Origin of the sequence: Streptococcus koreensis (genome assembly GCF_003627135.1) — a bacterium.
Classification (GTDB): Bacteria; Bacillota; Bacilli; order Lactobacillales; family Streptococcaceae; genus Streptococcus; species Streptococcus ilei.
Map to the genome: position 1 here is coordinate 1787803 of NZ_CP032620.1, position 14125 is coordinate 1801927.

Below are 14125 nucleotides of genomic sequence, written 5' to 3' on the forward strand. Positions count from 1 at the left end.
TGTGTAAACGGTTACATATTCTAAACTTAAAAAAGGATAAGCGTTTCTTCACTTATCCTTATCTAGTTTCTTATTTTTTAAAATACGATTTCTTGACCGTTTTCTGTCACTTGGTAAGTGCCATCAGCGAGATTGATTCGGGCTCTTGCTGTGACAGTCTGGTCTTTGTTTTGACGAGTGATGACAATGGTATGTTCATCAGGTGTTTCCACCTCGATCCTTCCTTCTAAGTCAAAAGCTGAGGAATGGTTCCGGAAGCTAAAGAGCTTGAGAAGAGATTGTACGACTGGACGCTCTACTTCTTGAGCAATTTCTTCATTGCTGTAGTAATGACGGTTGATATTGCGTCCTTCTTTTGTGTTTTCTAAGAGTTCCAAATCATTCTTTCCAGCTAAAAATCCAACATAATAAACTTGTGGAATGCCTGGCGCAAAGGCTTGAATCAAACGGGCTAGGAAATACTTGCGATCGTCATCTCCAAGGGCTGAATAATAAGTTGAGTTGATTTGGTAGATGTCCAAGTTATTGTATTCTGCTGTTGAATATTTGCGTTTCACATTCGCTCCTACCTTGTAGAGCTCATTTGAAGCATAGTCAATCTCTTCATCTGTCAAGATATCCTTGACATCGACCACCCCAATTCCGTCATGAGTGTCGAGTGTCGTGAATTGCTTCATCGGACTCATCTTCAACCACTTAGCAAGGCGTTCCACTTTTGAGCTATAGAGGGTATAGAGGGTCACCATTGGAAGGGCAAAGTCATAGACATAATAGCCGTGATCGGCAATCTTAAACTGGATGGAATAGTGCTCATGGATCTCTGGCAGGAGCTCAGCTCCATAACTGGCTGCCATATCGCGCACCTTGTCCAGCAAGTCCCAAATATCTGGCTCCACAAAGAAATCATTGGTGTCCAACTTCTTGACTGCATAGGCAAAAGCATCTAAACGAATGAGGTCACAACCATTGCTCGCCAAATGTTCGATGGTCTTGCGAATAAAGTCCATGGTCACTTCCTTGGTCACGTCCAGGTCAATCTGCTCTTCCCCGAAGGTATTCCAGAGATGCTCAGTTGTCCCATCCGCAAAGGTAATTTCTTGCTTGGGAGCTCGATCCTTGCGCTTATAAATCAAGTCAACATCCGCTTGAGTTGGACGATTCTCCGGCCAGAACTTGTCCCAGTTGAGGAAAAGATCCTTGTAAGCACTTTGGTCATGCTTCTCTTGATAATCTTTGTAGTATTTAGACTGACGGGAAATGTGATTGATCATAAAGTCAAACATGAGATAGTACTTTTCGCCCAGGCGTTTGACATCTTCCCAATCTCCAAAGGCTGGATCTACTTGATCATAGTCCACAGGCGCAAAGCCTCGGTCTCCTGTAGAGGGGAAAAATGGCAAGAGGTGAACCCCACCTACTGCATCTCCAAAATATTTCTCCAGATTTTCATAGAGGTCCTTGAGGTTATTTCCCAAGCTGTCTGAGTAAGTAATTAACATGGTTTTATTTTGAATTGGCATAATGGTTTCCTTTCCTTTATTTGAAAGCCAAGTCTGAAGAGACCTGGCTTTCTTGAGTTTTTCTATTTTAGAATTGCTTTCTAGGATACGATTGAAATCAGCAAGCTGAATCGTCCCTTTGTATACGAAATTGAACACGCCCTAAGCTCTGTGTGAAAAAGATGAATCCTCCAAGAAGCCAAGGCTTCTTATTCAGATTCCCTATATTTCCACAGCCGTTACTACTTCAGTCGTTTACGGATGTGGATGCCCTAGGGTGCTACAGAAATTTTCAGCAAGCTGAATCGTCCCTTTGTATCTGGAATTGAACACGGGACTAATTTCTTAGGAAAAAAGATAAATCTTCTTGTGTGCAAGCACACTACGTCGATTTCCTATTTTTCTACAGAAATTTTCAGCAAGCTGAATCGTCCCTTTGTATCTTATTTCACTGCGCCGTTGCTCATTCCTGCGATGATATGGCGTTGGAAGAAGAGATAGACAATGGTGATACTGATAATGCCGACCACGTAAGAAGCAAAGCTTGGTCCGTAGTCGTTGAAATATTGGCCTGCGTAGTTGTATTGGAACAGAGGCAAGGTCCACATTTTGGAATCCCGGTTCAAAACAAGGAGTGGCAACATGAAGTCATTCCAGAACCAAAGGGCATTGATGATCATGGTTGTCGCATGCATGGGTTTCATCATTGGGAAGATGATGCGGAAATAGGTTGTAAATTTATTCGCACCATCGATCTCTGCTGCTTCATCCAAACTTTCTGGAATAGAGATCTTGATATAGCCCACATAGAGAAAGAGGGTCTGTGGAATCGCATAGGTCAAGTAGAGCAAGATCAAACCAAAGGTGTTGGCCAAACCGAGTTTGCTCATCATAACGGTAATCGGGATCATGATTACTTGGAAGGGTACGAAGATTCCAAGGATTAAGAGGGTATACATGATGGTAAAGGCTTTTCTCTTACTCATATTGCGAGCAATAGAGTAGGCTGCCATCGGGATAAAGATCATCACAGCAAGGAGAGACAAGACCGTGATAACGACTGAGTTCCAGTAATAGCCTCCGATGCCATCAGCCAAGAGACGGCTAAAGTTGTCCCATGTGAAGTTGGTTGGAAAGCCAAAGAAATTATCTACAATATCCTTGGTGGGTTTGAAGGAACTAAAGAGGGTGGCAAGGAGCGGCACTAAAATCAGAACCGATCCTAGAATCAATAGAATGTATTTGCCAATCATGGCTTTTCTTTCATCTTGTTTCATCGTGCTTCTCCTCTTAAATTTCAAATTTCTTAGATACTCTCAATTGGATGATCGAAATCACTACAATCAAGAAGAACAAGATTACGGCAATGGCATTGGCATAACCGAATTGGTTGTTTTTAAAGGCATAGTTATAAACCAAGAGCCCAAGTGAGGTTGTGGCATTGTTTGGACCACCACCGGTCATGGCAAAGACTTGGTCAAAGGCGGTTAGCCCACCTTTTAGGGCTAGGATAAAGACCATAGAGACACTTGGTAGCAAGTAAGGCAATTCAATGTTCCAGAAGACTTGCTTACTAGTCGCGCCATCAATCCTTGCTGCTTCTGTAATCTCAGTTGGAATGGATTGCAAACCAGCTAGGAAGATAATGATGGGCATAGCCACCCCTTGCCAAAGAAGGACAAAGACAGCCGCAAAGATCGCTCCCCACTTAGTCCCGAGTAGACTGGTTTGGAGAAACTCAATGTGAAGGGCATTCCCAATCGCTGGTAGGCCGTAGTTGAAGACTTGCTTGAAGATCAAAGCCACTGTCAAACCAGACAAAACGGCAGGGAAGAAGAACCAAGCACGGAAGAAGGTTTGGCCTTTGATTTTAGAGTTCAAGACACGCGCAATGAAGATCCCAAGAGCAATCTCCCCAACCACCATGGCAATCGTGATGATCACCGTAAAGCCAATCGCATTCATGAATTTTGGATCCATGAAGAGGAGCTTAAAGTTGTTTAAGCCGACAAATTTGTAGTTATAAGTCAATCCTGTCCAGTTGGTAAAACTGTAAAAGGCTCCTTGAAACATCGGCACATAGAAGAAAATTGCTTGTAACAAGAGGGGGATGGCCACAAAAGCCCATGCCCAATATTTTTGTAATACTTTTTTCATAGTCTCTCTACTCCTAATCCACATCCGCTTTCATCGGGTTAAAGAAGGCATTCAAATCATTGACCATTCCTTGTTTATCACCGGTCAAGACATAGTTCATGGTCAAGGTATGGAAGTCTGCTTCACTGGTCCAGTATTGTTGCAACCAGACCAAGTGACGATCCGTAAAGGCATATTTGGTCATACCAGCAAGCGGTGAATCTTCTCCTGCTTGTTTGACCCCTTCGATCGCTGTTGGAGATCCGTCCACATCGTAGTATTTTTGCATGACTTCTGGACGGGTCATGTATTCCACAAAGGCATTGGCTTCTTTGGGATGTTTGGTGGTAGCTGAGATAGACCATGCCAAGTCTCCCGCACCAACCGTTAAGCTTTGTCCCTTTTCTTTCCCTGGAATCATGAAGGTTCCAACCTTAAATGTCGGTTTTTGTTCATTAATCGCTGTGATCGCCCAAGACCCATTTGGTGTCATGAGGACATCCCCACGTGCGAAGGCTCCGATAACGTCTGTATAGCCGGCACCTTCCCAGTTCTTTTGCTTAGAACCATTAATGCGAAGGATATCCATGACCTTGATGTCATCTTTCATAATCGGATCAGATAATTTAATGGCATTTGGTTGAGAATAACGAAGGTATTGATTGGCTTCGTCACCTCCACCTGTCGCTGTTGCAAAGGCTAATTGATTGTAACCATTAAGTGTCCAAGCATCTGCACCTGCAATTCCAAATGGTGTTTGTCCTTTAGCAACGATGTCTTTGACTAACTGTTCAAATTCATCCCAGTTTTCCGGAACCTTCAAGCCCAGTTCTTCGAATTTATCCTTATTGTAATAGATGCCATAAGCATTAGCTGTGAAAGGAACGTTGTAAACTTTTCCGTTCACTGCATATTTTTCAGCATAGCCATTTTTTACGCGTTTCAGATAGTCCTTGTTGCTCAAATCTTCAAAGACACCTGCTTTTGCCCATTCTTGCAGTTCGATGGACTGTGGGTAAATATTGACCACATCCGGCACATCTCCTGCAAGGACACGTGTCTTCAATACTTCACCAGCGTTCGGCACATTGACAACTTTGACCTTGACCTTAGGGTTTTCCTTTTCAAAATCACGAGCGATTTCTTCCAAGGTTTTGGTCATTTCTTTTTTCTGGTTGAAATACTCGATGGTCACTGTGCCATCCGCAGATTTACCATCGTTGGAGCAAGCACCGAGCCCAAACAAGGCTATGCCTGTAGTAGCAAGAAGTCCGATTTTTTTATACCATTTCATTTGGCTGTCTCCTTTTATTTTTTGACAAAAACATATTGTTTAGAGAGAAAATCTCCCTGAGGAAGAACGACGGTTAAGCCCGCATACATGAGCTCAGCTCCTGAATAGACTTGGTTCGTCCCTTCTAAGCTATAGAGCGCCTCTTCTTCCAATCCTTTGAGTTTCAAGGTCGGCTCGATCTCTTCAACTGTTGATAAGACCCTTACATAGGTTACAACCGTGCGGTCTTGATAAGTAAACTGGACAGCTGCTTGATTGGCACCTTGACTAGGGTTCATTAAGCGGTAGTGTTGTCCGAATTGGACAACTGGTCGAATTGTTTTGTAGTGAGCGACTTGAGCACTGATGGTAGCCAACTCTTCTTGAGAAAGGCTGGTCAGATCCAATTCATAGCCCAGGTTTCCCATCATGGCTACATGCCCACGCGTTTCAAGCGGTGTGATCCGCCCCATCTGATGATTTGGCACAGCTGATACGTGAGCCCCCATGGAAATGGTTGGATAGAGATAGCTAGATCCATACTGGATGGGAAGTCTGGCCATGGCATCCGTATTGTCACTCGCCCAGACCTGTGGGAAGTAACGCAACATACCAAGGTCATTACGACCACCACCACCGGAGCAAGACTCAAAGAGAACCTGGTCGTATTTCTCCGTCAAGTAGGAAACCACTTCATAGAGACCCAAGATATACGCATGAGATTGCGTCTTGGTTTCAAGGTAGGTTTTCCCATTTCCAAGCTTGGTGATATTGCGGTTCATGTCCCATTTGATATAGTCGATCTCATGGTTTCCAAGTAAGTCATCCAAGACCTGCTTGATATAGTCCACTACTTCTCTATTTGAGAAATCGAGTACCAGTTGATTCCGTGAATAGGTGTGTTCGTAGCCTGGGACTTGAATAGCCCAGTCCGGATGAGCCCGATAGAGGTCACTATCAACAGAAATCATTTCCGGCTCCACCCAAAGGCCAAATTGTAGTCCCTTGTCATGGATACCCTGGATCAATTCTGCTAGGCTTCCTCCTAATTTTTCTTCATTGACGGTCCAGTCACCGAGGGCCCGATTGTCATCATACCGATTGCCAAACCAGCCATCATCAAGAACGAAGAGTTCAATCCCCACTTTTTGAGCTTCATCTGCTAGCTCCAATAATTTGTCTTTTTTGAAATCAAAGTAGGTTGCTTCCCAGTTATTGATGAGGATCGGACGTTCTTTATAAGCAAACGGAGCTGGAATAATATGGTTTTGAACAAACGCTTGGCTCTCTTGGCTAAGACCGGTCAATCCCTGATGGGAGTATGTGATCATGGCCACTGGGGTATCAAAGCTCTGATCTGGTGCCAATTCCCAGGCGAAGTTTTCAGGATTGATCCCTAGTCCAACCCGAACTTCATTGAGTTGATTTTTCTGAACAAAAGCTTCAAAATTTCCACTGTAGAGTAGTTGGAAGGCAAGAGCAGAACCCGCATCTTCTGTCACTTCATGATCAGCAAGAATCAGAGCCGGGGTCTGGGCGTGTCCTGAAGCACCACGGTTAGAGCTGATGGAGAAGATTCCTTGCTCCACTTGCTGACGGCGGACTGTTTTTTCTCTCGCATAGGCTCCTTGTAGAGTGAGGATGTCGTAGTCACCGGCAGGCAGATCGGCCAACACACTAAGAGCCTTGTGAATCACAACCGTTTCGTCACTACAGTTTTCAATCTTTGCGAAACTTGTGATTGTTGCCCGATCCTCGTAAGCGGTGTAGTAGAGAGTCAACCGCAGGGCCGCTTGATCATCTTCAAAGACCAGGGCCAAGGTTTCAGCTTTGTCTACCGAGTGAGGGTTAGGAAGACCGCTCGCCTCGACACTGCCAGAATAGATGTTTGCTCCAACATAGAGGAAATCGGTTACCTCTGTAGTACCGTGCTGGATCTGAATCGACGGCTTTCGAAAATCTCCAAGTCCGTGCTGTCCCAAGATTTGTCGCTGGCTATCCAAGCTAAAGGTCCGATTGTCAGGTGTTGGATTTCCAGAGAAAGCATGGTCCTTCTCATACACGGTATTGGAAAAATGATAGGACGGAATTGGTCGTCCCAAATGCTTGAGCATCAGATAGCCATCACGATTTTCAAGGATGAGACTAAATCCCTTACTCTCTATATAGAACAAATTCTGCTCAATGCGAATTGCCATATCTTCCTCCCATTGGTTCCTGCAAAATATCACTATGTGTTTTTAAATGCAGTTCCAATATCTTTCTTTTTTCACATGTCTTTATTTTACTTGATGTAAACGCTTTCGAAAATAGAATTTTGTTGGCCATATATGGTAAAATGTTAGGTAGGAGGTTCAGCCATGTTAGTCTTTTCTGAATACCAAACCGACACTATTGATCTAGCCCTTGATTTTTATGGCTACGAAGATTGCCCAAAGAATTACGAATTCGGACCTAGCGTCCGCGACAATTTTGTTCTACATTTTATCACCAAGGGAAAAGGCGTCTTTCACATCAATAAAAAAGAAATCCACTTAGAAGCTGGAGATCTCTTCCTTCTCCCCAAAAATAAAGTGACCTACTACCAGGCAGACGCCGAAGATCCTTGGTCCTACTACTGGATTGGTATCAGCGGCACCAAAGTAAGTGATTTCATGCGTTTTTCAACCCTGCATGAAAAAGGCTTTCTAAAGAAAACAGAGGTGGACACAGATAGAATTGGCCAGTTTATGGAGCAGCTTGTCCACAAGGCTGAGGCATCTAAGATGACCTCACACTACCAACTCCACCTTCTCTCTCAGATTTATGAATTGCTCTTTCTCATCAGTGAAGTGGCTCCTGATATCCATCGGACCCATCCATCTCCAACCTATCAACTCTACCTGACCTGCAAGCATGTGATTGAGACGCATTACAATAAAGATCATTTGAGTATTCAAGAGATCGCTGATGACCTCAATGTCCATCGCTCCTACCTAACAACTGTTTTTAAGGAGTTTCACCAGATCTCTCCCAAGGAATTCTTGCACTCGGTCCGCATGCAACGTGCCCAGCAGTTACTGACCAATACAGACGAAAGCATCAAGATTGTTGCCTACTCCGTTGGCTTTTCAGACCCCCTTTATTTTTCAAAGGCTTTTAAGTCCTATAGCCAACTCACCCCTAGCCAATATCGAAGTAAACATAAAATTTAGTAAAAATTTATTTCTTTTTACTAGTATTTAGAGTATACTGGAAGTAGAAATCAATAAAGGATGAACCATGGCAACGATTAAAGACATTGCAGAAAAAGCAGGCGTTTCTCAGGCAACGGTCTCTCGCGTCCTCAACCAGGATCAAAACCTATCAGTTAGTGATGCAACTCGGAAACTGATCTTCGAAACGGCTGAGAAACTCCATTACCAAAAGAAACATCGAAAAAATAACCCTCTTCAAAGCAAACGCTACCGGATTGCTATTTTAGAATGGGTGACCGAAGAGGAAGAGTTAGAGGACCTTTATTACTACTCTATTCGAGTTGGGATTGAAAAACAAGCCCAAGAACTCGGGCATGATATCTTCCGTGTCTTTAACTTAGAAGATTGGGGACCTCTTGAAAAAGCTGATGGAATTATCGCTCTAGGTAAATTTAGCCCAGAAACCATCCGTCAACTTGAATCCTATCAGAAAAAACTCGTCTTTGTGGACTCTAATACTTTAGTATATGGACATACCTGTGTTATGACAGATTTTGAAACATCCGTCTACCAAGCGTTAGCTTACTTGATAGAATCTGGCCACAACCAGATTGGTCTCCTTGTTGGCCAAGAAACGACCGCTGATAATCGTCCTCTTCAAACAGATCCCCGTTACATGAGTTTTAAGTACTTTCTAGAAGAGAAAGAACTCTATCAACCAGATTATATCCGTGTAGGTCACTTCTCAAGTGACTCTGGCTATGATATGATGAAAGAATTGATTGATGAATTGGGAAATCGACTTCCGTCAGCCTTTTTCATGGCCAGCGATGCCTTGGCTGTTGGGGCTCTCCGTGCCCTTCAAGAAGCCAGTATTCCTGTTCCAGATCGGGTCAGTCTCATCTCCTTTAATGATACCTCGATTGCTAAGCATGTCTATCCGCCACTTTCTACCGTCACTGTCTACACAGAAGAAATGGGGAAACAGGCTATTCACAGTCTCTTACAAGACCTTCAAAGAGGAGATTCAGGTATTCCAACTATGCATACTCTGGCCACTCGTCTTACCATCCGTGAAAGCACACGTTAAGAAGCTATGAAAACACACGAAATTTTATACCAAACCTTAGCCCAAGCTCAAGATTATGTCAATGGCGAGCAACTAGCCCAAGAAATGGGACTGTCTCGCACATCAATCTGGAAGGCCATTCAGCGTTTAGAAAAAGAAGGCATCGAGATTGAGTCCATCAAAAATCGAGGCTATAAGATCCTTTCTGGAGATCTCCTAATCCCCCAAGTTATCGAGGAGCAATGCCCCCTAACAGTCTCCTATAATCCCCAGTGCCAATCCACTCAGCTGGATGCCAAGAATGCCATGGAAGCTGGGGGACACTCCTCTACTCTGTATCTGGCTCCTTACCAAATGGCTGGAAAGGGACGTTTTGGGCGTGACTACTTCAGTCCTTCTCAAGGGGGTATCTACATGTCCCTCCACCTCAAGCCCAACCTCCCCTTTGATCAAGCTCCCGCCTATACCCTCATGGTCGCAGCTGCTATCTACAAGGCCCTGAAAAATCTGGCCTTATTGGATATCGATATCAAGTGGGTCAATGACATCTACTACAAGGGGAAAAAAGTTGGTGGCATTCTGACTGAAGCCATTAGCTCCATTGAAACAGGCCTTATTACAGATGTCATCATTGGAGTCGGTCTCAATTTTTCCATCACCAAATTCCCTACGGAACTGAAGGACAAGGCAGGTTCCCTCTTTGACTCCCAACCGCCCATTAGCCGCAATGAACTGATTGCTGAGATTTGGAAGGAATTTTTCAACACACCAGAAGAGGAGCTCATCTACCTCTACAAGCAGCGCTCACTAGTCCTAGGTAAGGAAGTCCGCTTCGAACAAAATCAGACCAGCTACCAAGGCCTGGCCAAGGATATCTCAGACAGTGGACAACTACTAGTCCAACTGACGGACGGCCAAGAACGCTGGCTCAACAGTGGAGAAATTTCCCTCAAGCAGTGGGATTTATAAAACAGAACTAAATGCTCAAAAAAATAAGCACCGCTTGGTGCTTATTTTTTATACTTATCTCGTTTTTTCTGATTGAGCTGTTGATCGATACTTTCGACCAACTTCCCTAAGATATAACTGACTTGTAAATTTCTCAATATCAAGAGAGCCCAAAAAACTGCTGCCAGGTAGCTTTCTCTCATCACAGCATCATTAAAAAAATAGGTTTCTAAGGCTGTAAAGATAGCCATAGTCCAAAATTGACGTTTATTCATATTGTTATTCTACCACGATTCTCTGGAAAAAGCACAGGCTAGTCTTCTTGGACCGTAATTTTATTAGAGAGGAAATCAAATCCCTCCGGAATGACAGACTCTTCTGCCACTTCGACCTCTTCCTTGTGACCACGCGCTTTCTTAGAGAATTCCGCCCGAACTTGGGTCCATTCCTCCATGGAAATCGCCAGAATCTCCGGAGAAAAACCTGCCGCATTGCTTAAAATATTACCAAACATGGTATTGAGGTTATCTCGCTTCATGGTCTGTTCAGCATTAAAGGCAGACTCAAAGGCTAAAATCGCATGACGTTCATTGGCCGCAACCGGTTGGGAACCAACCAGCAAAGCCTTATCTGCCCCTGCTAGGCTTTCAATAATTTCCCCCCATGCGTTTTGTAAGCGAATGAGATTGTTACGGGCTAAATCTGGATTTTCAACCGCTTCTTGTAAGATAGCTTGAAGCTTATTACGGTCCACTCGATAGCCCTTGCTAGACTTCTGAGGACGAGCTGGGGCGGACTTAGCTACAGGAGCACCACTCGCTACTTGGGACAACTGATTTTTCAGAGACTCGACTTCTCTTTTGAGCTGGTCTACTTGCGCCAAGAAATCTGTTGGAAGAGCTACTGGGCTAGCCGAAGGGCTCTCAACCTTGTATTCTGCTAGGCGAATGGTCATCATCTCTGTGTAAATCTTCGGTTGTAGGCTATTTTTGATATCCGCTAAGCTCTTCGTCGCGAGGTCAATCCAAGCAAAAAGGGTGACTTGCGGAATGGCTAGATTCTGGTTAAAACGCTCACTGACATGGAGATTTTCCCCACCTGTCTGAACGATTAAGAGATCCCGCAAATACTGCAAGAGGTCCGTCACAAAGCGGGCCATATTTTTCCCATTATCAAAGATCAGGTTTAACTGGTCCAAGGCAGCCGTTGCATCTTGAGCTGACAAGGCTGCAACATAGAGATCTAATGCTTCTTGACTGATGGAGCCTGTGATTTCTTCTGCTGTCGCCGTGGTCAATTGGGCTTCACCTGTCAGACTGAGGGCTTGGTCCAAAATGGACAAGGCATCCCGCATCCCACCTTCGGCCCGACGGGCAATAATGGCTACAGCTTCTTCTTCGTAATCAATCCCTTCTTTGTCCAAAACAGCTTTTAGGTGGTCTTGGATAGCCGGAGTCTTGATGGATTTGAATTCAAAGCGTTGAACCCGCGAAAGAATAGTTGCTGGAATCTTATGCAATTCCGTTGTTGCTAAAATAAAGACAACATTTTCTGTTGGTTCTTCCAAGGTCTTGAGAAGGGCATTAAAAGCGCCTGTCGAGAGCATGTGCACCTCGTCAATGATATAGACCTTATGAGGGGCCAAACTAGGCGCATAGGTGGATTTGTCACGAATATCACGGATCTCATCCACTCCATTATTAGAGGCCGCGTCAATCTCAATGACATCCTCTAAACTGCCATTGGTAATGGCTTCACAGATATAGCAATCATTACAAGGTTCTCCCCCTTTTTGGTTGGGGCAGTTCATCGCCTTGGCAAAGATTTTTGCCACACTGGTCTTCCCCGTCCCACGAGGTCCAGAAAAGAGATAGGCATGGCTAATTTTCCCCTGTTCGACAGCTTGTCGAAGAGTCGTCGCAATAACCTCCTGCCCTACAAGTTGGCCAAAGGTCTGGCTACGGTATTTACGATAGAGGGCTTGATACATTAGTCTACTACTCCAAACATCCTAAAATTCCAATTTGTTTTTTCAAGCAAGATAGCTACAAAACGTTCCAAATAAAGGCGATCTAGATCGTCATAATCTCCCACTCGGTCCGAATCTAGATCCAACACTCCCAGCAACTGGTCTTTCAAGACCATGGGAACCACAATCTCACTCATAGCCCGACTGTCACAAGAGATATAATTGGCATGCTGGGTCACATCCTCAATCACCAGCGTTTCTCTTTTCTCTGCTGCTTCTCCACAGACGCCCTTTCCTAAGGCAATGTGGACACAAGAAACCTGTCCTTGAAAGGGGCCTAAAATCAGCTCTTTTTGATCATAAAGATAAAAACCTGCAAAGACTGAATGAGGTAGAACCTGATTGAGCAGAGCACTGGCATTGGCTAAATTGGCCAAAACATTGCTCTCACCCTCTAAAAGAGTTTCTAACTGGGCTAGTAAGAGTTGGTAATGTGATTCTTTTTCTTGCGTATTCATAACCTTTATTATACCAAACTTTGGCTAGAAAATTAAGTATTTACCACGGAGCAAGACTTGATAAAAACCCAGCTTGACATCAGAAGTACCAAGCAATTGTTCTCAATAAAAAAGCCAGGGAGCAAGGTCCCTGACTTTGTAAAAATTCATCTAAGCGTCTCTCCGAACATACTGAATCGCCCGATAAGAGAGAAAAAGGGTCAGAACAAGGGAAACAAACCAGATGGTCCGAAGTCCGTAATATTGGATGAGGAAGGTAGATAGAATAGCTCCACCCACAAAACTTCCAATCAAGGAAGTCATAAAGAGAGATTCCCAGAAAAACTCTATCTTTCGATCCCGTACAAAATTCCCGTAAGCGACCATGGTCTTCTTGAGATTCCCTGTCATAAAGGAATAGTTGTAGGTGTAACCATCTACTTCTCCAAAGGAAATGGCTACAATCCCCAAGCTCAGCCCAAAGAATGGCACAATATAGACATTGGGCACTTCTTTGGGAAGAAATCCTGCCACTAAGGTCGTCAAAACCATGGGCACCAAGGTACTGAGTCGCCAAACGGAATGACTAAAGAAGCGTTGAAAGACGGTCATCAAGAAAATCCCGATCATAAAGGCCAACATGGTTGCTAGTTTGACCTCCACATCCGCGATTTCATGGCCAATTAAACCAACGGATAGAAAGACAACGTTCCCAGTTTGGCCCGCCGTTAAGGTCCCTCCTCTTTCGATAAAGGTGTAGGCATCTGAAAAGCCTGCACACATGGTCAGTAGGCAGGCAAAGGCCTTACTTCTGGAGTGAAACTCCCTTCTTAACTTTTTCATTTTTCTCCCTATTTGTCATGGAAAAGAGGCTGGAACACTACTTTCTAACCTCTCATCACTTATTATTTTTATCCTTCACGTGATTCGCTCAAGATCTTTTCAATCTTGGTCGTAATCAAATCAATGGCTACGGTATTGGTCACACCTTCTGGAATGATGACATCCGCATAGCGCTTGGTTGGCTCGATGAACTGGTGGTACATCGGTTTCACCACTCCTAAGTACTGATCGATGACACTGTCCAAACTCCGACCACGCTCTTCCATATCCCGCTTAATCCGGCGAATGATCCGCACATCATCATCGGTATCAACGAAAATCTTGATATCCATCAAGTCACGAAGACGCTTGTCCTCCAAGACCAAAATCCCCTCAACGATAAAAACATCCTGAGGCTCCTGGCGATAAGTCTTAGCGCTACGCGTATGCGCTGCGTAGTCGTAAGTTGGGATATCCACTGGACGGCCAGCCAACAACTCATTGATTTGCTCGATCATGAGATCGGTATCAAAGGCAAAGGGATGGTCGTAGTTGGTCTGAATCCGCTCTTCAAAGGTTAAATGACTTTGATCCTTATAATAAGAGTCGTGTTCAATCATAGCAATCTTTTCATCTGGGAAGTGGGATAAAATTGCACGAGAAACACTGGTTTTCCCCCCACCAGAACCACCTGTTACACCGATAATAATTGGTCTGTTTCGCATCATCTTCTCCA

13 protein-coding genes are annotated in these 14125 nt (G+C 44.2%); 3 read left to right on the forward strand and 10 right to left on the reverse strand.

What is annotated here, in order from left to right:
* Positions 1-77: 77 nt before the first annotated feature.
* From gtfA to D7D50_RS08970, 5 genes are all read right to left on the reverse strand, one after another.
* Positions 78-1520 carry a sucrose phosphorylase gene (gene gtfA / locus D7D50_RS08950; RefSeq protein ID WP_120702368.1) on the reverse strand — a complete coding sequence of 481 codons (1443 nt, stop codon included), beginning with the start codon at positions 1518-1520 and terminating at the stop codon, positions 78-80.
* A gap of 422 nt (positions 1521-1942) precedes the next feature.
* Positions 1943-2776 carry a carbohydrate ABC transporter permease gene (locus D7D50_RS08955; RefSeq protein ID WP_061590743.1) on the reverse strand — a complete coding sequence of 278 codons (834 nt, stop codon included), beginning with the start codon at positions 2774-2776 and terminating at the stop codon, positions 1943-1945.
* Positions 2777-2789: 13 nt separating this feature from the next.
* Positions 2790-3656, reverse strand: coding sequence for a carbohydrate ABC transporter permease (locus D7D50_RS08960; protein WP_162614526.1), 867 nt, complete (start codon positions 3654-3656; stop codon positions 2790-2792).
* A 13-nt stretch (positions 3657-3669) separates the two neighbouring features.
* A complete protein-coding gene (locus tag D7D50_RS08965) occupies positions 3670-4929 on the reverse strand; it encodes an extracellular solute-binding protein (protein WP_120702057.1) in 1260 nt (419 codons plus the stop codon).
* Between the two features lie 14 nt (positions 4930-4943).
* The gene (locus tag D7D50_RS08970; protein ID WP_023026675.1) at positions 4944-7106 is read right to left on the reverse strand and encodes an alpha-galactosidase; all 2163 of its coding nucleotides are present in this window, start codon (positions 7104-7106) and stop codon (positions 4944-4946) included.
* Positions 7107-7268: 162 nt separating this feature from the next.
* On the opposite strand from D7D50_RS08970, the gene D7D50_RS08975 reads away from it, so the two are divergent.
* The 3 genes from D7D50_RS08975 (at position 7269) to birA (ending at position 10122) form a co-directional block, all read left to right on the forward strand.
* Entirely contained in the window at positions 7269-8102 is an 834-nt protein-coding gene (locus tag D7D50_RS08975; RefSeq protein ID WP_120702059.1) for an AraC family transcriptional regulator, read from the forward strand.
* 67 nt (positions 8103-8169) lie between these two features.
* Positions 8170-9174: a LacI family DNA-binding transcriptional regulator gene (locus D7D50_RS08980; protein WP_120702061.1), complete on the forward strand. Its 1005-nt coding sequence runs from the start codon at positions 8170-8172 to the stop codon at positions 9172-9174.
* A gap of 6 nt (positions 9175-9180) precedes the next feature.
* Complete coding sequence (gene birA, locus D7D50_RS08985; protein ID WP_120702063.1) at positions 9181-10122, forward strand: bifunctional biotin--[acetyl-CoA-carboxylase] ligase/biotin operon repressor BirA; 942 nt, start codon at positions 9181-9183, stop codon at positions 10120-10122.
* Positions 10123-10163: 41 nt separating this feature from the next.
* Here birA and D7D50_RS08990 read toward each other — a convergent pair whose 3' ends face one another.
* The 5 genes from D7D50_RS08990 to udk form a co-directional block, all read right to left on the reverse strand.
* Positions 10164-10376 (reverse strand): DUF3272 family protein, encoded by a 213-nt coding sequence (locus D7D50_RS08990; RefSeq protein WP_120702065.1) that lies wholly within the window; start codon positions 10374-10376, stop codon positions 10164-10166.
* Between the two features lie 38 nt (positions 10377-10414).
* Entirely contained in the window at positions 10415-12091 is a 1677-nt protein-coding gene (gene dnaX / locus D7D50_RS08995) for a DNA polymerase III subunit gamma/tau (RefSeq protein WP_120702067.1), read from the reverse strand.
* The gene (locus D7D50_RS09000; RefSeq protein ID WP_120702069.1) at positions 12091-12588 is read right to left on the reverse strand and encodes a GAF domain-containing protein; all 498 of its coding nucleotides are present in this window, start codon (positions 12586-12588) and stop codon (positions 12091-12093) included. Before D7D50_RS09000 ends, dnaX begins: the two co-directional genes overlap by 1 nt.
* A 150-nt stretch (positions 12589-12738) precedes the next feature.
* Positions 12739-13410, reverse strand: coding sequence for a YoaK family protein (locus tag D7D50_RS09005; RefSeq protein ID WP_120702071.1), 672 nt, complete (start codon positions 13408-13410; stop codon positions 12739-12741).
* Positions 13411-13478: 68 nt separating this feature from the next.
* Positions 13479-14114 (reverse strand): uridine kinase, encoded by a 636-nt coding sequence (gene udk / locus D7D50_RS09010; RefSeq protein WP_023026667.1) that lies wholly within the window; start codon positions 14112-14114, stop codon positions 13479-13481.
* Between the last annotated feature and the right edge of the window lie 11 nt (positions 14115-14125).